This window comes from Flavobacterium agrisoli, from assembly GCF_016522065.1.
In the GTDB taxonomy this organism is placed as follows: Bacteria; Bacteroidota; Bacteroidia; order Flavobacteriales; family Flavobacteriaceae; genus Flavobacterium; species Flavobacterium agrisoli.
In genome coordinates, this window is record NZ_JAEHFV010000001.1 from 120,058 (window position 1) to 141,424 (window position 21,367).

13 protein-coding genes are annotated in these 21,367 nt (G+C 34.6%); all 13 read left to right on the forward strand.

All coding sequences use genetic code 11. From position 1 onward, the window contains the following. The first annotated feature begins 5 nt into the window (after positions 1 to 5). Entirely contained in the window at positions 6 to 2,327 is a 2,322-nt protein-coding gene (locus I5M07_RS00495) for a glycoside hydrolase family 20 protein (protein WP_200104231.1), read from the forward strand. A gap of 25 nt (positions 2,328 to 2,352) precedes the next feature. Further along, the gene (locus I5M07_RS00500; protein WP_200104232.1) at positions 2,353 to 3,837 is read left to right on the forward strand and encodes an alpha-L-fucosidase; all 1,485 of its coding nucleotides are present in this window, start codon (positions 2,353 to 2,355) and stop codon (positions 3,835 to 3,837) included. A gap of 59 nt (positions 3,838 to 3,896) precedes the next feature. Beyond that, entirely contained in the window at positions 3,897 to 6,089 is a 2,193-nt protein-coding gene (locus I5M07_RS00505; protein WP_233621899.1) for a GH92 family glycosyl hydrolase, read from the forward strand. A 13-nt stretch (positions 6,090 to 6,102) separates the two neighbouring features. Further along, positions 6,103 to 8,763, forward strand: a complete 2,661-nt coding sequence (locus I5M07_RS00510; RefSeq protein WP_200104234.1) for a glycoside hydrolase family 3 protein — start codon at positions 6,103 to 6,105, stop codon at positions 8,761 to 8,763. Positions 8,764 to 9,028: 265 nt separating this feature from the next. Beyond that, positions 9,029 to 12,124 carry a SusC/RagA family TonB-linked outer membrane protein gene (locus I5M07_RS00515; protein ID WP_200104235.1) on the forward strand — a complete coding sequence of 1,032 codons (3,096 nt, stop codon included), beginning with the start codon at positions 9,029 to 9,031 and terminating at the stop codon, positions 12,122 to 12,124. A 17-nt stretch (positions 12,125 to 12,141) separates the two neighbouring features. After that, positions 12,142 to 13,731: a SusD/RagB family nutrient-binding outer membrane lipoprotein gene (locus tag I5M07_RS00520; protein WP_200104236.1), complete on the forward strand. Its 1,590-nt coding sequence runs from the start codon at positions 12,142 to 12,144 to the stop codon at positions 13,729 to 13,731. Positions 13,732 to 13,827: 96 nt separating this feature from the next. Beyond that, positions 13,828 to 15,156 carry a sugar MFS transporter gene (locus I5M07_RS00525; RefSeq protein ID WP_200104237.1) on the forward strand — a complete coding sequence of 443 codons (1,329 nt, stop codon included), beginning with the start codon at positions 13,828 to 13,830 and terminating at the stop codon, positions 15,154 to 15,156. An 11-nt stretch (positions 15,157 to 15,167) separates the two neighbouring features. Then, positions 15,168 to 16,211 (forward strand): sialidase family protein, encoded by a 1,044-nt coding sequence (locus I5M07_RS00530; protein WP_200104238.1) that lies wholly within the window; start codon positions 15,168 to 15,170, stop codon positions 16,209 to 16,211. 12 nt (positions 16,212 to 16,223) lie between these two features. Next, on the forward strand, positions 16,224 to 16,553 hold the full coding sequence (locus tag I5M07_RS00535) for an L-rhamnose mutarotase (RefSeq protein ID WP_200104239.1): 330 nt from the start codon (positions 16,224 to 16,226) through the stop codon (positions 16,551 to 16,553). Positions 16,554 to 16,583: 30 nt separating this feature from the next. Next, entirely contained in the window at positions 16,584 to 17,561 is a 978-nt protein-coding gene (locus I5M07_RS00540) for a M20/M25/M40 family metallo-hydrolase (RefSeq protein WP_200104240.1), read from the forward strand. Positions 17,562 to 18,131: 570 nt separating this feature from the next. Beyond that, a complete protein-coding gene (locus I5M07_RS00545; RefSeq protein ID WP_200104241.1) occupies positions 18,132 to 18,539 on the forward strand; it encodes a hypothetical protein in 408 nt (135 codons plus the stop codon). Between the two features lie 21 nt (positions 18,540 to 18,560). Further along, positions 18,561 to 20,219 carry a sigma-54-dependent Fis family transcriptional regulator gene (locus I5M07_RS00550; protein WP_200104242.1) on the forward strand — a complete coding sequence of 553 codons (1,659 nt, stop codon included), beginning with the start codon at positions 18,561 to 18,563 and terminating at the stop codon, positions 20,217 to 20,219. Positions 20,220 to 20,763: 544 nt separating this feature from the next. Beyond that, positions 20,764 to 21,303, forward strand: a complete 540-nt coding sequence (locus I5M07_RS00555; RefSeq protein ID WP_200104243.1) for an RNA polymerase sigma-70 factor — start codon at positions 20,764 to 20,766, stop codon at positions 21,301 to 21,303. Positions 21,304 to 21,367 lie beyond the last annotated feature (64 nt).

The window sequence follows — 21,367 nt, forward strand, 5'->3', positions numbered from 1 at the left end:
CCAAAATGAAAAAGCAAAACCATTTTTTAATTTTAGTAGCCGTATTGTTATGCAATTTTATTGTAGCGCAAAATAGCCTGAGAAAAACAACCATTCAAATAATTCCCAAACCTACTGAAGTAATTTTTGCAGAAGGTTCTTTTGCTATTTCAGCCAAAACAAAAGTATATCTTACTGATACAATTTCTAAAAGAAGTGTGCAGGAATTTTTAGATACTTTTAAAACAGTATCAAACATGCAATTGCAAATAGTATCCAAAAGACCAAAAAAAAACTATATAGCATTTATTGTTTCAAATAACGTCTCAGAAGAAGGATATGAATTAAAGGCTACTCCCAAAAATATTACCATTACTGCCCAAACAAGTAGAGGTTTTATGTATGCTATAGGGACCCTAAGACAATTGTTGCCAATGGCGATAGAAAAACAGTCAAAACAAACAGGGGTTAAATGGGAAATTCCTGCTGTGTCTATTAAAGATGAACCTCGATACCAACAGCGAGGTTTGATGTTGGATTTATGTCGTCATTTTTTCAATAAAGAGTATATTCTAAAAACCATTGATCGGTTAGCGATGCATAAAATGAATGTTTTGCGTTTACACATGGTGGATGATCAAGGTTGGCGAATGGAGGTGAAAAAATATCCAAAATTGACAGAAATAGGTGCATGGCGCGTAAATCAAGAAGATAAAGCTTGGAATTCTAGAGCGAAAAATGACCCAAATGATAAGGGCACTTATGGAGGTTATTTGAGCCAATCTGATTTAAAAGAAATTGTGCAATATGCACATTTTAAAAATGTGGAAATCATACCCGAAATTGAAATGCCAGCACACGTTAGTTCAGCAATAGCTGCTTATCCACATTTATCCTGTTTCAATAAACCAATAGGAGTCCCTTCGGGTGGAGTATGGCCTATTACCGATATTTTTTGTGCCGGAAAAGAATCAACTTTTGAATTTTTAGAAGATGTAATAGACGAAGTGATTACTATTTTTCCATCTCAATATATTCATATAGGAGGAGATGAAGCGGCTAAAGATAATTGGAAAATTTGTCCGCATTGCCAAAAGCGAATTCAAGAAGAAGGTTTGAAAGATGTAAATGAATTGCAAAGCTATTTTGTGAAACGAATTGAAAAATACATCAATTCCAAAGGGAAAAAGATGATCGGCTGGGACGAAATTATTGATGGTGGCTTGCCTCCCGAGGCTACAGTTATGAGTTGGAGAGGAACCAAAGGCGGAATAGAAGCAGCAGAACAGCAACACGATGTGATTATGACACCCGAATCGCATTGTTATTTTAACTTTTATCAAGGACCTCAAAATGAAGAACCTGTTGCTTTTAATGCCTTTCTACCATTACATACAGTTTATGAGTTTGATCCCATTGCTGATGCCATGACTCCTGAAGTTAGCAAACATATTTTAGGAGGACATGCCAACTTATGGGCAGAACACATTGACTCTGAATCACTTTCCGAATATATGTTATTTCCACGTTTAGCTGCGATGTCCGAAGTTTTATGGAGTACAAAAGAATCGCGAAATTGGGTAGATTTTACTACTCGATTAGAAAAAATGTTGCAACGTTATGATATCTTAGGTATCAATTATGCAAAAAGTGCTTATTTAATTACCCCAACTAGTAGGGTTGACTTGACTACCAAAAAGGTTATGATTGGTTTGCAGAATGAATTTCCTTCGCCCGATATTCGATATGTTTTGGGTAATCAGCCTTTAGATTCAAAGGCTATCCCTTACCAAGAACCGATTCAAATTGATAAAACGACCATTATTCAGGCTTCTTTATTTAAAGATAATAAGCCTATTGGAAAAATATTTAAAGACACTATTGTTTTTCATAAAGCTGTAGGAAGTAATATTGAATTTCAAACTCCTTTTAATGAAAATTACAAAGGAGATGGTAATTTAAGTTTGGTGAACATCATCAGAGGAACTAAAAATTTTCATGATGGTCAATGGCAGGCTTGGCTTCGAGATGATATGGAGGCAGTAATTGATTTGGGAAGCAAACGAGAAATTAATTCCGTGACATTGGGAAGCCTCGAAAGCCAAGGTTCGGGAATTTATTTTCCAACTGAAATTTCTGTTTATGGTTCTCTTGATGGTAAAAAATACGAGCCATTGGGCACAATAGAACGAGCATTTACTCCAAATGTAAATGTTGATTTAAATGATTTTAAAATACAATGGAAGCCAACTTCTACAAGATACATTAAAGTGATAGCCAAAAATCTAAGAAAAAATCCAGAAGGAGGTGATACTTGGTTGTTTGTAGATGAAATAATAGTGAATTAGAAAAAACTCAAAAAACTAATATATAATGAAAAAAGTAATTTTAGCCTTGGCAGTATTGATGTCCTTACAGGCATTCTCACAAGCCATTTATGAAGATGAGCGTTATGTGCCCGAAACAGATCCAGCTGTATTGAAAAACTTAGAAGAATGGCAGGGCAAAAAATTTGGATTATTAATGCACTGGGGAACATACAGCCAATGGGGTATTGTAGAATCATGGTCAATTTGTCCAGAGGATTACGGATGGTGCGAACGTAAAAAAGGGAGTAATCCGTCTAATTACAACGATTATATTAAAGATTACGAAGGATTGAGAAAGACGTTTAATCCAGTGAAATTTAATCCTGAAAAATGGGCAAAAGCCGCACAATATGCCGGAATGAAATACATGGTATTTACCACCAAACACCATGATGGATTTAATATGTATGATACCCAATATAGTGATTACAAGATTACTAGTAAAGATGTTCCTTTTCACACAAATCCAAAAGCAGATATTTTAAAAGCAGTTTTTAATGCTTTTAGAGCTGAAAATATTTCAACTGGGGCTTACTTCTCTAAACCAGACTGGCATAGTGAGTACTACTGGGATCCCTATTTTCCGCCTTTTGACAGAAATGTAAATTACGACCCTTCATTATATCCAGAAAAATGGCAAAAATATGTTGATTTTACACACAACCAAATTTTAGAAATCTTAACCAACTACGGGAAAGTTGATATTTTATGGCTTGACGGAGGTTGGGTTAGAAAAAGAGATCAGCAGAATATCAAAGAAAACTACGATGAAAAATTTACTGAAAACGAATCTAAAAATGGTTTCATTAAACACAGAGTGGTAGATCAAGATCCGAAAATGGATGAGTTAGTGGTTAAAGCACGTGCTAAGCAGCCGGGTTTAATTGTAGTTGATCGAGCGGTTCATGGTAAAAATCAAAATTACTTAACGCCAGAAGGGCGCGTTCCGGAAAAAACATTGCCTTATCCTTGGGAATCGTGTATTCCATCAGGAGGAGGCTGGTCGTATACCCCTGATGCAAAATACATGACTGGAAGACAAGGAATTCATCTCTTGATTGATATTGTGGCCAAGGGGGGCAATTTATTGTTGAACATTGCACCAAGTCCGGAAGGAGAATGGGATAAAGGAGCTTATGATTTGCTTCAGGCATACGGTGATTGGATGAAAGTGAACAATACAGCAATTTATAATACTAAACCAATTGCACCTTACAAAGAAGATAATATCTGTTTTACACAAAATAAAGCCGGAAATGTTTTTGCGTTTTATTTAGCTAAAGACGGAGAAGACAAAATACCGGCAACAATAACTGTAAAATCGATTAGTCCTAAAAGAGGAACAAAAATCACGATGTTAGGTTCTAAAACATCTTTAAAATGGATAAAAGTAGGCAACGGGTTTAAAGTTGTAATTCCGGAAAGCCTGCGAAATAATTTACCTGCAAAAGAAGCATGGACTTTAAAAATTGAAGCAGTTAACAGATAAGAATAAAGCCTATGGTTATAAATAAAAAATATAAAATTCAAACAGCATGTTTTTTAAGCATGCTGTTTTTTAACATTTGTTGGGCGCAACAACCAGCAGATTTCGTTAATCCTTTTATTGGAACTTCTAATTTCGGTGCGACTTTTCCTGGACCAATTGCACCAAGAGGAATGGCAAGTATTAGCCCCTTTAATGTCTCGGGTCCACAAAATCGACCTTTAGAAAAAGACAGCCAATGGCTTTCGAATCCGTATGTGAATGAAAATACGTTTTTAACCGGATTCAGTCAAGTGAATTTAAGTGGTGTAGGCTGCCCTGAATTGGGTGTTATTTTACTAATGCCCACAACTGGAGAAGTAGAAGTTGATCATTTAAAATACGGTTCTACTTATTCTAATGAAGTAGCGAAAGCTGCCTATTACAGTGTAAACATCGATAAATATAAAGTCAAAGGAGAATTCACTGCTTCAAAAAGAGTTGGCGTAAACAAATTTACTTTTCCGAAAGGAAAATCAAATATTTTATTGAATTTGGGAGTTGGTTTAACCAATGAAGAAGGCGCAATGGTAAAAGTTGTTTCTGCGACAGAAATTGAAGGAATGCGTTCGGTTGGTTCCTTCTGTTACAATAGCCCAGAAGATGCTTATCCAGTTTATTTTGTAGCTAAATTTTCAAAACCAGCCGATAATTTTGGAGTTTGGAAAAAGCCAGCGAAATATAATGGTGTTGAATCACAATGGATGGGGTACAACGGAAAAGCCAGAATGATGGAAAATACAATCAAAACGGTTGTTGGAGATAGTATTGGGAGTTATTTTACGTATAAATTCGATAAAGAAGAAATAGTTGAAGTTAAAATAGGCATTTCGTATGTAAGCATCGAAAATGCGCGTGAAAACTTAGAAAAAGAAACGGGAACAAAATCTTTTGACGCTATTTATAAAGAAACCTACAACGAATGGAACAAAGAACTTTCTAAAATTACGGTGGAAGGAGATTCAAAAGATGACAAAACCATTTTTTATACCGCTTTGTATCACACGTTAATTCATCCGAATACTTTAAATGATTTCAATGGAGAGTTTCCAGAAATAAAAAGAAGTAAGATTGGTAAAACCACAGCAACCCGCTATACGGTTTTTTCGCTTTGGGACACGTACAGAAATTTACATCAATTAATGTCGTTTGTTTATCCAAAACAGCAATCGGATATGGTAACAAGTATGTTAGAAATGTATGATGAAAACGGTTGGTTACCAAAATGGGAACTCAATTCTACCGAAACCTTTACCATGGTAGGTGATCCAGCAAGCATCGTCATTGCTGATACGTATTTAAAAGGAATTCGTGATTTTGATGTGGATAAAGCCTATCAAGCGATGTTGAAAGGAGCTGATCAGATAAAAAATAATCCGCTCCGTCCGGGCTTGAAAGACTATATCGAAAAAGGATATTTGACTACCGAGAACAAAGGCCCTGTTTCTACTACGCAGGAATACAATATTTCAGATTATTCAATTTCACTTTTAGCAGATGCTTTAGGTAAAAAAGCAGATTCAAAACGTTTTAAAGAACGTTCCTTGTCTTACCGAAAATTATTCGATAAAAACTTAAAATTACTTCGCCCAAGAACAGCTGATGGAAAATGGTACGAACCCTTTGATCCTGCATCTGGAGCTAATTTTGAAGAAAATGTTGGTTTTATCGAAGGAAATGCATGGCAGTATAATTTTATGGTACCACACGATATTAAAGGATTGAAAAAATTAATGGGTGGTGAAAAAGCTTTTTCGAATCAATTGCAGAAAATCTTTGATAGCAAACAATTCGATATGGCAAACGAACCGGATATTGCCAATCCGTATTTATTCAATTATGTGAAAGGTGAAGAATATAAAGCTCAGGAAATGGTGAAGAAATTGGTTCGCGAATATTTCAAAAATGAACCAAAAGGATTACCAGGCAATGATGATACCGGAACCATGTCGGCTTGGCTAGTCTATTCCATGATGGGCATTTATCCAGTTTCTCCTGGTGATCCAATTTATACCATTACAACGCCAATTTTTGATAGAATTACCATCAAATTAGACCCTCAATATTATAAAAAAGAAAGCATTGTAATTGAGAAAGAAGTCAATAGTGACGGAAAAATCAAAGCAATTCAATTAGACGGGATAACATTAAATAGCTATTTTATTTCACACGAGGATTTGGTGAACGGAAAAATACTCAAAGTGATTCAAAATTAAAACTCATATAACTATGTTAGAATTGAAAATAAAAAAAACAGCCATTATTATTGTGATGGCTGTGGGTTTTTTAAACCAGACCCAAGCCCAGAAAAAGTATCCCTATCAGGATGCTAAATTGCCAGTAGAAGAAAGAGTTCAAGATTTGTTAAGCCGTATGACTCTTGAAGAAAAAGTGCGTCAGATGGATATGTATAGAGGCGATTTTTTTAAAGATAAAGAAGATTTTGCAAAATCGAAATCAGCAGAAAAAATTGGAAAGTTAGGAATTGGAGCGATTCATGATTTGTATCCCCGTTCGGCTAAAATGATTAATGATCTTCAAACCAATGTAATAAAAGGAAACCGGTGGGGGATTCCGGCGTTGATTATGTGTGAAATGCTTCACGGATATTTAGACGAAGGGAGTACTGCTTTTCCAATGAATATCGGACTTGGAGCAACTTGGGATGTGGCTACCATGGACAAAGTGGGTAAAGTAATTGGTATGGAAGCCAGAGCGCATGGCGTTCATTTTGGTTTTGGGCCTAACTTAGATTTAGGACGCGAACCAAGATGGGGCCGTGTTGCAGAAACTTTTGGAGAGGATGCTTACTTGAACAGTGAAATTGGTTTGGCGTTTATAAAAGGAATGCAGGGAGACGATTTAAAATCGGATCGTTCTATTATTGCAGAGCCCAAACACTTTGCGGTTCATGGTATTCCACAGGCGGGAGGAAATTCTTCCCCAATTTTAGTTGGTGAACGTTCTGCGAGAGAAGATCATTTGCCTTCTTTCGAAAAAGCTTTCAGAAAAGGAGGCGCTTTAGGAACTATGTGTGCATATTCTGAATTGGACGGAATTCCATGTGCTGCCAATCATTGGTTATTGACAGATGTTTTAAGAAACGAATGGGGTTTTAAAGGATTGGTAGTTTCTGATTTAGGTGCTATAAAATACATTCAGACGACTCACAAAGTGGCTGATTCTCCAAAAGATGCGATTAGAGAAGCAGTTTCTGCTGGTGTTGATATGCAGTTTTATGATTTCTCTAATGAATTTTGGCAAAATACTATTATTGAATTGGTAAATGAGAAAAAATTGACAATGGAAAACATCGATCGTGCAGCGGGGGGCGTTTTGCGATTGAAATTCTTATTAGGATTATTTGAAAATCCGTACACAGAAAAAAGTCTGATAAAAGAGCGTTTTCATACAAAAGAAAATCAGCAAGTTGCTCTGGAGGCTGCTCAAAAATCTATGGTTTTGTTGAAAAACGATAATAACACATTGCCTTTAAGTAAAAATTTAAAAAATATAGCGGTTATCGGACCCAATGCGAATGCTTCAAGATTGGGAGGTTATGCTCCAAAAAATAGTGTCGGAATGACAGTTTATGAAGGTGTACAGCAATTGGTTGGAAAAACGGCTAATGTAGTTTATGAAGAAGGTGTACCGCTTATTGTAAAAGGGCAAATTATTCCATCTAAATACTTATTCACTCCAGACGAATCTCAAAACGGATTAAAAGGAGAATATTTCAACAACAGAAACTTAGAGGGAACTCCCGCATTGACACGTATCGACAGTCAGTTAGAGTTTGATTGGCCATGGGCACCAGGTGATGGGGTAAATGTGGATGATTTTTCTATCAGATGGACAGGATTTTTAAAATCAGATCAGGCATTGGATGGCTGGTTAGGTTTAAGTTCGGATGACGGAATCAGAATGTATATCGATGACCAATTGGTGATTGACAACTGGACAAAAGGTGCGACAAGTATGGTTACAACTCCCAAAAACATCGAAAAAGGTAAAAAATACAAAGTCCGTATTGAAATGTGGGAAGGTGGCTGGGGAGCCAGAGCGCATTTCCGTTGGAATTTAGAAAAAGTAAACTTACAGCCAGCAATCGAAGCGGCTAAAAAAGCAGATGTTGCGATTGTTGTTTTGGGAGAATCTAACGAATTGGTAGAAGAAAACAGAGATGTGGCTTCTTTAGATTTATTTGGAATTCAACAGCAATTGATTGAAGAAATCAAAAAAACAGGAACTCCAGTGGTTTGTGTATTATTAAACGGTCGTCCGCTTTCTACTAACTGGATTGCTGAAAATATTCCTGCGGTTTTGGAAGGATGGTTTCCAGGTGAGTTGGGAGGCAGAGCAGTAGCGGATGTTTTATTTGGAGATTACACCCCAGGTGGAAGACTGCCTATTACAGTTCCAAAATCGGTTGGGCAGTTACCCATATATTACAACCAAAAACCATCTGCTATTCACAAATATGTGGCAGAGAGTGAGCATCCGTTATACACATTTGGGTATGGATTAAGTTATACGAAGTTTGAATATTCTAATTTAAAACTAAGTACTTCTGAAATTAAGCCCGATGGTGAGTTAAAAGTTTCGGTTAATGTAAAAAACACGGGCGATAGAGATGGAGATGAAGTAGTGCAATTATACATTAATGATGTGTATAGTAGTACCACAACTCCAGAAAAAACTTTAAAAGGCTTTAAAAGGATACATATTAAAAAAGGAGAAACTCAAAAAATCGAGTTTTCATTAACACCAGATGAATTGTCAATTTGGAACCGACAAATGAAAAGGGTGGTAGAACCTGGAGATTTTGAAGTAATGGTTGGAGGAAACTCAATAGATTTGTTAAAAATGAAATTTAAGGTTTTAAACTAAAATATGGAATTTGAAAAATAATTTTTATCAAATAGGCTTAATTGAAAAGAATGTGTTTGTAAAAATGGCAAATTGGTTAGAATTATGCTAAAATTAAATAAAAGAATTTACTGAATTAAGCTGTTTTTTTAGAATGTTTTAACCATATAAAACGTAATATTTCGACGAACACCTTTTGAAAATTGTCATTTGTCGAAATTATACGTTGTTAACAAAATGTATTCTTAAGTTTAACATGTTATTAACTCAAAAAAATCAATAAAACATGATCAAGGACGTACTAAAATTACTGTTTGTGATTTGCTTATTTGGATTTCAAAATCTAGAAGCACAAACAACAGTAACAGGAACGATAACTGATGCTGAGAGCGGATTTCCGATTCCTGGAGCAAATGTTATTGTGAAAGGAACACAAACTAGTGCAACATCAGATTTTGATGGTAAGTACAGTGTTGCAGTTCCAAATCAATCTTCAATTTTGGTTTTCTCTTATGTTGGTTCAGCATCAAAAGAGGTAACAGTAGGGTCTCAATCAATTATTAATGTGGCTTTAGTGGCTTCAACTCAGGAATTAGGAGAAGTTGTGGTAACTGCATTAGGGATTAAAAGGGATAAAAAAGCCATTACTTATTCGGCACAAAATGTCTCGGTTGATGAAATTTCGCAAGCAAGGTCATTAAACGTTGCGAATTCACTTTCTGGAAAAGTTGCTGGTTTGAATTTTTCCACTACATCCAATGGTGTGGGGTCTTCTTCTAGAATTACGCTTAGAGGAAATCGTTCCTTAAACGGAAATAATCAACCAATGTACGTGGTTGACGGTGTGCCAATTAGTAACGGAACCACTAATGGTAATCCGGATATTGATACTGGAGGTACAACACAACCTGATGGAATTTCCAATATTAATCCAGAGGATATTGCTTCTATGACGGTTTTGAAAGGCCCTTCGGCAGCGGCACTATATGGTACTAGAGCTAGTAATGGTGTTATTGTAATTACAACTAAATCAGGTCAGGCAGGAAAAACAGCTATTTCTTTGTCATCAAATTTTATGGCTTCATCAGCTTATGACTTAACCAATTTTCAAAACGAATATGGTCAAGGAACTAATGGTGTTTATACTGCAAATTCAAGTTCGAGCTGGGGAGGTCGTTTAGATGGTAGTCAAGTTTCGGCGTGGCAATTGGTTCGAAATCCAAATTATGGAGGACCAGCTACCACAAGTTATACTCCGCAACCCAATAATGCAATGGATTTCTTTAAAACAGGTTATAATTTGGCCAATACTCTAACCATTACTTCTGGAAACGAAAAGGCTCAAGGGTATTTTTCGTATACCAATACTAGAGCAGAAGGAATTGTAGGTGGGAATGCATTAGATCGTCACAATTTGAATTTAAGATTAACTAGTAAACTTTCGGATAAATTGTCGATGGATGTTAAAACTAACTACATTGTTCAGGATATTGATAATTTGTTAAGAACAGGTGAGGAGTCCATAGGTACTTCAGTTTATTTAATGCCTCGTAGTATTAAGTATAATGATTACAAGGATTTTGAATACTACGATGCGGCAGGCCAATTGCAAAAAAACTGGTTTTTAGATGAAACTGGTTCACCTTCAGGAAATCCATATTGGTCAGCATTGCGCGATGATTCTCGTAGCGATAAAAGAAATCGTTTTATTGGATTAGCTTCTCTTAAATATGAATTTACGAAAACATTAAGTTTACAAGTAAGAGCCGGTTTAGATCAAATGACAAACAAATATGTTAGAAACAGGTATGCAACTGCTGAATTTAATAACAACTTGGGTTCTTATAGCGAGTCGTATGAAACGGTAAGTGAGTTAAATACAGATGCATTGCTTTCGTATAATGAAACTTTTGGAGATTTCTCTATTGGAGTTAATTTAGGTGCCAATATGTTGCAACAAAATAGTTCTGCATTAAGTTCTGGAGGTGTTTTAAGTAAGAGAAATTATTTTGCGCTATCGAATGTAGCAACGCCACAATCCGTTTCCACAGCGGCAGATAAGCAAATTAATTCCGTTTATGGCTTTTCACAAATTGGTTATAAAAATTTCTTATTCTTAGATTTAACTGCTCGTAACGATTGGTCTTCAACTTTACCAGCAGATAATAGGTCCTTCTTTTATCCTTCTGTAGGTTTGTCGGCAGTTGTTTCGGATATGGTTTCACTTCCAGAAGCAATTAGTTATGCAAAAGTACGTGGTTCGTATGCAAAAGTAGGTAATGATACCGATCCGTATCAAACCAGTTCAAGACTGTCTTATATTGGTGGTAATGGTGGTATGTTATATGGTCAAACTACAGCAGCAAATCCAAATTTGCGTCCAGAAATGTCAAACTCTATTGAATTTGGAGCAGATGTTCGATTTTTTCACAATCGTTTAGGTTTGGATTTTACTTATTTTAAAACCAATACCGAAGATCAAATTTTTTACATCAATACACCAGAATCTTCTGCTTATTCACGAAGAGTAGTAAATGGAGGTGAAATCCAAAATAAAGGATATGAGTTTGTTCTAACCGCAACTCCGATAGAAACAGAGGATTTTTCTTGGGATATTACAGCTAATTATGCTTCTTATAAATCTAAAATTAAATCAATTTATGATGGAAGAGATGAGTTGGTTTTGGGTGAAGGACGTTTAGTAAGAAGTAAAGTAGTTGAAGGTGGTGAATATGGTGATTTATATATTAAAGGTTTTCAAAGAACCGATACGGGAGAAATAATTGTAAATGCTGCTGGTTTACCGTTGGCTACCAATAGTTTTGATGTTAGAGCTGGAAACTTTAATCCTGATTGGACGGCTGGTTTTAGCAACCGATTCAGATACCAAAACTTCTCTTTAAGCTTTTTAGTTGATTTTAGAATTGGTGGAGAGGTAATTTCATATACACAAGCCCGACAAGCCGGTTTGGGCGTTAACGATATCACCTTGGCAGGAAGAGATGGAGGAATTGTAGTAGATGGTGTGGTAGCTAACGGAGATGGTTCATTTAGCCCTAATACCGTAAGTATTACAGCCGAGCAATATTGGACACAAATTGGACAAAGAACTCCGATAGCAGAACCATTTATTTACGATGCAACTAATATTCGTTTACGTGAATTAGTTTTTGGATACTCATTACCAAAAAAATTATTAAACAATACAGGGTTTACTAATATTGATTTTTCATTAGTGGGAAGAAATTTATTCTTCTTTGTTAACAAAGCTAAATATTTTGATCCTGAGGCAGGTGCAGGTACTGGAAACTTGCAAGGAATTGAATCGTTTAATATCCCGTCAACGAGAGATTACGGTATTAATGTGAAATTTGGATTTTAATCAAAAAAAGAAAGATCATGAAAAATAGATATAAAATTAAAACATTAGGAGTTATCTTATCGATGGCGACACTTTTATCGAGTTGTACAGGCGATTTTGATGATATCAACACCGATCCGAATTCGTTAACAGAAGATCAACTAGATGCTAGTTTAGCAGGCCCCTCTTTTGCATCTGCGCTTTATGCAGGAATTCATAATGGTTCATATTCTTCGCCTGGCGTTGATGACCAAGGAACTTGGGGAATTGCAACAGGTATTTTGTCTTCGACCTTTATTCAGTATTTAAATTGTGGTTATGGTACCGAACGAAATGCTTTTGTAAATGGTTACGAAGGTAGAGGTTGGTTGCGTTTTTATACCGTAGCGGTGCCAGCTTTGAACAATGCTTTTAAAGCAGCCGAAGGTGATGAACAGGCATTAGCTGTGTTGAAAATTTGGAAAGTATACATGTACAACCAAATGACCGATCACTATGGACCGATTCCGTACACTGAAGCCGGAAATGGAAAAGAAAAAGTAATGTACGATTCGCAAGAAGCAATTTATGAAGATTTCTTTAAGTTGTTAGATGAATCAAACGCTACATTAACTAGTAGCACTTCGGCAACAGTTGGTTTGTTGCAACCAAATGATAGGGTATACCAAGGAAGTACCGATAAATGGAGAAGATTTGGAAATAGCTTGCGTTTGCGTTTGGCAATGCGTATTTCGGATGTACAACCCGATAAGGCAAAAGCACAAGCCGAGGCAGCTGTAGCAGCGGGTGTAATTGAATCAAATGATCAAAATGCCTATTTTAAAGTAAGCAATATCACTCCAAACAACCTAAACATGATTGTAAATAGTTGGGGATATACGATGACAGCTTCTATGGAAAGTATTTTGGTTGGATACAACGACCCAAGATTGCCGCTTTGGTTTTCGGAAATTGCAACTGGAGGTTACCAAGGCCAACCAATTGGAGGTTTACAAGATCAATTTGGTACGACACCCTTTTCAACTTTTAACAATGATATTTTAGGAAATGGTAGTACTGGAACCATAAGCGAAACAAAAAACATCGAAATTTTAATGGCATCCGAATGTTATTTGACTCGTGCAGAAGGTGCTTTAAATGGATGGAATATGAATGGAAGTGCCCAAAGTTTATACGAGCAAGGTATTGCCTTGTCATTGAGACAATGGGGAATTACAGATACAGCCAGAATCAATGCGTATATCGCAGGATCTAGTTTGCCAGTTGTACCTCAAATTATAGCTGCTTATCCAAATTTAACCGATTTACTTGATGTGCCGGTTAAATTACCAGTAGCTTGGTCAACTTCAGAAGCCAGTCAACGTACGCAAATTGCAGTTCAAAAATACCTAGCCATTTTCCCCGAATCATGGGAATCATGGTCTGATATGCGTAGAAGTGATCAAAAAGTAATTTATCCGCCTCTAAATACAGATAACTTAGATGCTGGGGTAGGTAAGAGTTTAATGAAACGTATCATCTACGTAACCAACGAGTATTCAGCAAACAATGAAGCAGTTTTAGATGGTATCACCAAATTAGGAGGTCCAGATACAGGAGGAACCAAACTTTGGTGGGATGTTAAATAAATAACATAACGTAGTTTTCGATTCGTTACTTAATAATTAAAGAAAAAGGAGAGGAGACTCTCCTTTTTCTTTATAGTTTAAAAATTAATATTTAATATGAATACCAACACAAACGCAGTGGTAAACGATTCAAAAAAATCGTTGTTACCAATAGCCATTATTGCAGGGCTATTTTTTATTTTCGGATTTGTTACTTGGATAAACGGTGCCTTAATTCCGTTTATGAAAACCATAAATGAGCTAACAGCGGCACAATCGCTTTTAGTGGCTTCTGCTTCCTATATTTCTTTTGTGGTTATGGCAATTCCTGCTTCTTTTATTTTAACAAAAATTGGTTATAAAAATGGAATGTCTTTAGGGTTATTCATCATGGCTTTAGGTGCTTTGGTTTTTATTCCTGCAGCAGAAGCTAGAACTTATTGGATGTTTTTAAGTGGCATTTTTATTCAAGGTGCGGGCATGACTTTATTGCAAACGGCTTCTAATCCGTATATTACCGTTTTAGGGCCTCTTGAAAGTGCGGCTAAACGAATTGCCATTATGGGAATTTGTAATAAAATTGCGGGTGCTTTGGGTTCGGTAATTTTTGGAGCTCTTTTATTATCGGGAATTGATGAAATTCAGCAAAGCTTATCCCAACTAAGCAATTTGGAAAAAGTGATTATGCTAGATCAAATGGCCGAAAGTGTGGTAATGCCTTATATTATTATGGCCATTGTATTGTGCCTACTTGCAATTTTAATTTTAAAAGCACCCCTTCCAGAAGTAGAAGCCAATACCGAAGAAACTATCAAACACGAGGGTATTTCGAGAACGAGCATTTTTCAGTTCCCACATCTTTGGTTAGGAGTTTTTACTCTTTTTATGTACGTGGGAGCTGAAGTAATTGCTGGCGATACCATTATAGCTTACGGCATGGCATTAGGTTTTCCTGCTGACGACGCAAAATTTTTCACAACTTTCACCTTATCAGCAATGGTAGTTACCTACGCTTTAGGAGTGTTATTAATTCCTAAATACATAAGTCAAACAACAGCATTAAAGTTAAGTGCTATTTTGGGTATAGTTCTATCTATTTGTATTGTTTTCTCATCTGGATTTCTCTCCATTCTTTTTGTAGCGTCATTAGGAATTGCCAATGCATTGGTTTGGCCTGCCATTTGGCCCTTGGCATTAAATAGTTTAGGAAAATTTACCAAAACAGCCTCGGCATTACTAGTGATGGGAATTTCAGGAGGAGCCATTATTCCACCTCTATACGGAAAGTTAGTGGATTATCATAAAATGTCTTTCATATCGCAAGGACTAAGTGATAAAATGGCAACAGCTATGGCTTCAACACAAGGGTATTGGATTATTTTGCCGTGTTATTTGGTAATTTTATATTATGCTTTTTGGGGACATAAGATAGGTTTGAAGAAATAACGGATTGGATTATGAAATACAACTTAAAAACAATTAAATTTCTACTCATTGTATTTTGCTTTTATTTGGGAAATGCCCAAAAAGTCATTCACAAAGAGAGTCGTTATGTAGCGAATCCTCCACTGACCAATAACAGTCATGCAGCAACTTTGGTAGAGTATAGACCTAATGAAATTCTAGCCGCGTGGTTTGGTGGAACGCATGAGGGAGCCAAAGATGTTAGTATTTATATCGCCTCATTTAAAGATAAAAAATGGTCAAATCCTAAAAAATGTGTAGAACCCCTTATAAAAGATGGCGACACATTACCTTGTTGGAATCCAGTTTTGTTTAAAAGTAAACAGCAAAATTTGTATTTGTTTTATAAAATTGGGAAAAATCCACGCGAATGGTTTGGAGCTATGATTGTTTCTAAAGATAATGGAAAAACTTGGAGCAATCCTGTGTATTTGCCAAAAGGAATTCTAGGTCCTATTCGAAATAAACCAATTGAAATACAGCCCGGTATTATTTTATGTGGAAGCAGCACGGAAAGCATAGAGGATAATAAATGGCGAGTTTTTATAGAAACTTACCACGAGGCTACAGATAGTTGGAGTACCACAGGAATCAGCGATAAAAAAAAATTCGATATTATTCAGCCTACTTTTTTAGTGCACGATGATAATAAAATTCAGATTTTATCCCGCAGCAGGCATAATAAATTGATAAGCTCTTGGTCTGAAGATAATGGTAAAACGTGGCAAAAAACCGACACCATACATGTTGTAAATTCTAATTCAGGAGTAGATGCACTAACGTTATCTGAAAATTATTTTTTGCTAGTCAATAATCCCTTAAAAATGGGAAAAGATTGGTTTAATGGAAGAAATATTTTGGATGTTGAATATTCTAAAGATGGAATGAAATGGAAAAAATTATTTGATTTAGAAAACCAACCCGAAGGTGAATTTAGTTATCCTGCTATCATTCAAACCGAAGATAAAACCATTCATATCTTGTATACGTATAATAGGAAATGGATCAAACATACTTCATTTGATTTACAAAAATAAACAATAGAAATTATGAAAAAATATTGCCTCGCTTTAGATTTACACGACGACCCTACATTAATTGCAGAATATATAACGCATCACCAAAATGTTTGGCCTGAAATTAGAAAAAGCATAGAAGCTGCTGGAATTAAAAACCTCGAAATTTATAATATTGGAAATCGATTAATAATGATTATAGAAGCTGAAGCACATTTTACATTTGAAGAAAAAGCCAAATTAGATGCAGAAAATCCAAAAGTACAAGAATGGGAAGCATTAATGTGGAAATTTCAGAAAGCATTACCCCAAGCAAAATCGGGAGAAAAATGGATTGTAATGGAAAAAATTTTTCAATTGTAAAACAGGAATAGTTTAGTAAAAAAAATAAGTATGAAAATATTTAACGGTGTCAAAAGTAGGTTTATTTTGAGTTTACTATTAGTTAGTTTTTGTGCCAATGCACAGGAAAATAGTTTGGCAAAAACGTTCTATAAACACGATAAATACCTTTCATCAGATAGATTAGAGGGGCGTTTTCCAGGGACAAAAGGCAATAAAAAAGCGGCAGCTTATATCAAAAAGTATTTTACAAAATATAATTTAACACAATTTGGGAAAAGCTACTACCAACCATTTCAATTGTTTGTAAAAGAAGGAATTAACAAAATGAAATCAGACAGTGTCAGGACACAAAACGTACTTGGTTTTGTTGAAGGTTCTGATGATATACTTAAAAATGAATTTATTGTAATTGGAGCTCATTACGATCATTGGGGTTGGGGAGGAATTGGTTCTGGAAGCAAAAAGAAAGATACTCTTGCTATTCATAATGGGGCTGATGATAATGCTTCTGGAGTTGCGGCATTGTTGTGTATTTTGCAAGAAGTTTCCAAAATGAAGATAAAGCCTAAAAGAAGCATTATTTTCATTTCCTTTAGTGGTGAAGAGGAAGGATTGTTAGGGTCTAAATATTTTGTAAATCATCTTCCAGTTTCAAAAGAAGCTGTAAAATTGATGCTTAATATGGATATGGTAGGAAGGCTAAACGAAAAGAAGGAACTATATATGGGCGGGGCCGGAACCTTTCCTAACGGAGTAGCACTTATGCAGGAATTAGGAGAAAATTCACAACTCAATCCGGTAGTACATGCTGGCGATGTTGGTGGGTCTGATCATGTTACTTTCTATAAAACCGGAATTTCGGCAGTTGGGTTTCATACAGGTGGACATCCTCAGTATCATACTCCAGAAGATGATTTTAGTTTAATTAATTATGAAGGAGGCGCTTTAGTGACTTCTTATATTTATAAAGTTCTTATTCAAGTTGCAAATTATGATGAAAAATTATCATTTATTAAACAAGATTAATAATCTGCGATTTTCAAATATAATATAGCAATTAGAAACATTATAAGCAACGAGATCCTTGCTTTAAATTCAAAAATAGATTTAACATAATTTCTTGAAAATGCAACCTTTTGTACAACAAGTAATATAGCGAATAAAATTGCTAAAACTCCTCAAATAGTTCATAGGAATAACCCTACATAGAAATAGTATATATTGCTGTCTTTTAATATAATTTTATTGTTGGCATTCACATCCTATACTGTATTCTAATTTTATGCCAAAGTGAATTTGCCTTATTTTTCAGCTACTCACGAGGAAAATGAGTTTGGCGTATTTACGATATTTCGTAATAGGTATTTGAATTTTCTGATATTTGGTAAATTAGAGACAGGATGAATTGTAAGGTTTTCTCTTTTTTTTAACAAGAAGTTGTTTCTCCTGTTTATAAATGTATAATGGAAAGTAGAGTTTTGAATTATTTAGCTTTTCTACTCATTTTTTTTTTAGATAATTATCATTGAATTTCGAATTTTCGTAAAAAATATCTAATTTTAAATGATTGATATTTAAGAAAATAAATAATAAATAATGCGTGAAGAAGATTATTATAGTCCCGAAATAAATTTATTTCTTTCTATTAGTGAGGCGATCGTTTCAATTAGATCAAAGAACGATTTGGTTAATTTTATTCAACAACAATTAAAAAGTGTTTTCTCTTTTTCTGATTTGGCAATAACTAGATTTAACCTTGAAAAGGGTACTTTTAAGGTTTTCCTCGAACAATGCGCAACTTCAAATCAGCACCCCGACTTCAACGAAATAGCCTTTGCGGAGTATCCAATTAATGATGGTTTACATAATGTTATACGAGACTCAGAAGCAACTGTAATTTTATCCGTAGCAAACTTGATTCAATCGGGCATGAGGCATTTTGTCTTTTTACAAGAGGCTGGTATAAAAGAAATTGCTGGTATGAGATTGATGCATAAAGGTTAGGTTTTCGGTACCATGGTTTTATTGTCGGAAAAAGTAGGGGTTTTCGACGGGAAGCAGCGAAAACTTATACAGCAGATATCAAGTCATATTTCAGCAGCAGTTGCTAATGTTTTTGCAAATGAGGAAATTGAACGTAAGGAAAGAGAACAATCTATTTTGGTTTCTTTAAGTAATGAAATGGCCATGGTAAAAAACAAAGATGAGCTATTGGAAGTTATAGTTACTAAGTTTAAAGACCTATTTTTATTAAAAGTATTTGGAGTTTTTTTGATAAATCAAGATAAAGAAGGAGATTTTACTTTTCTTTTAAAAGAGGATAAAAATCAGAAAAACAAAAATGAATTCAAAACCCTATCTGATGTACAGTATGTCTTTGATAGTACATTTTTGAGTGCTTTAGTAAACTCGAATACACCTATTGTTTTTGATGAAATGTCCGTTAGTTCTGAAAGTTCCATTTTCAAAGAGTATTGGGGAAAATTGGGAATGACAAGATTGATTGGTATTTCCCTTAGATTAGCAGATTTGCAATTAGGTTGTTTGTTAGTATATGCAACACACAATTATGATGTTGCTACAATGTTGAACCTTTTAAAGGGGGTTACTTCTCAAGTTGCTATAGTATTATCACACATTATTTCTAAAGACAAAATTGAAGAACAGTTGCAAGAAATTAGAAGTTATAAGGTACGATTAGAAAATGAAAAGACCTATTTGCTAGAAGAAGTAGCAAAAGGGAATAATTATACTGATATTATAGGTACTAGCCCTAAAATCCAGAAAGTATTCCATTTGTTGACACAAGTGGCATTCACAAATAGTACCGTTTTAATTTTAGGAGAAACAGGAACAGGTAAAGAATTAATTGCTCGAGCCATTCATAATGCATCCCCTCGGAAAAATAATTTATTGGTAAAAGTTAATTGTGCAGCTTTACCTTCTAATTTAATAGAGAGTGAGCTGTTTGGTCATGAAAAGGGAAGCTTTACGGGTGCGATTGAAAGACGAATTGGTAAATTTGAACTTGCTCACAAAGGAACTCTTTTCTTAGACGAGATTGGAGAGTTATCTTTAAAGTTACAGACGAAACTATTAAGAGCTATCCAAGAAAAGGAAATTGAGAGGTTGGGGGGCAAAGAAACGATTAAAGTTGATGTCAGGATTATATCAGCAACTAATAGAAATTTATTAAAAGAGGTAGAGGAAGGTAGATTTAGAAGCGATTTGTTTTATAGACTGAACGTTTTTCCAATTCTCCTTCCATCATTAAGGGATAGAAAGGAAGATATCCCAAATTTAGTATCACATTTTATTTCAAAATTTTCTAAATCTATTGGTAAGGATGTTCGGAGTATTTCTAATGGAGCTATGGCTGACCTTTATTTGTATAACTGGCCTGGTAACATTAGAGAATTAGAGCATGTGATTGAGCGAAGCATATTAATGGCAGAAAATAATATAATTAAAAATGTTTATTTGCCTAGTAGGTACAATAGTAAGGAAAATACTATATTTCATTCAATCCATCAAATAGAGAAAAACTATATCTTAGAGATATTAAAATCCAGTAATGGTAAAGTTTTTGGTCCAAATGGAGCGGCTAAAATATTAGGATTACCACCAAGTACATTATATTCAAAAATTAAAAAGCTTGGAATATCTAAAGATGATATGCAATAATGAAACTAAATTTATTAAAGATTTAAGTGAAAGATTTGAATTTTCAACTTTAGAATTTTCAACCGGTCATAAAAGAAAAAATATAGAAAATTAGAGCAATGATTGAGGATTATGGTACGATTCAGCGTTGGGTTTATTAGTTTACATCGAAATTTCCTCGAATATTTTATAAAAAATACTCCATATAAGAGCCCCATTGATTTTCTTCCTACTCTGGTACTGGTACAACAAATTTGAAAAAAATATTTAGGATATTTTTTTTGTTTTTTATTTACTACCATTCCATTTTATAAGTCATTTGTGTAATGTTTTTAATTTTTATTTGAAACGATTTTTTTCCTTTTATAAATAATGTATCACGCAAGTCAAAATTTATTTGCAGCTTAAAAATCCAAAATGATAATTTTTATTCCATATAATTACGCGGGCAAAAATGATAATATGAAAAAAATCTGGGTCGCAAAATCATATAAACATAAATAGCAGGCTAACTTATGGTTGATTGTAATATTTAATTATTTTTGCAAAAAACAAGTTAATTCTATTGGAATCAAGTCATAATAAGTCTATTAAAAGTGATTTTAAAAAAATATTCGATACTTATTACGAAGCACTCGTATCGTATGGAGGTCGTTTTATACATTTAAAAGACGAATGCGAAGATCTTGTTCAAGATATTTTTGTAGACTTATGGCAAAAAGATTTAGTGTTTCCTGACGAAATATCCTTAAAAGTTTATTTGTATAAAACGGTTCGAAACAAATGTTTCAATTTTCTAAAGCATAATAAAGTAAAAGAGAAGTATGCTGAGAATTCCATTGCTTTGCTTGAAAATGATAATTATTTTTTAGAGCATGTCTTAGAAGAGGAAATAGTCCGGCAACTTCATCAAGCAATAGCGTTGCTTCCGGATCGAAAAAAGGAAATTATAAAATTGAGTTTGCGTGGTCTCAAAAATACTGAAATTGCCGAACTATTAGAAATCAAACTTCAGACTGTTAAAACACTAAAATCGCAATCTTATAGTATTTTACGTGATCAATTTAAAGACTTAGGAACAGTCTTGTATTTTTTATGCGTGTAAGTTAAAGGCTATATTTCACATATTTTTAACTATTATTTCACTTTTTTTTAAAAAAATATCCATT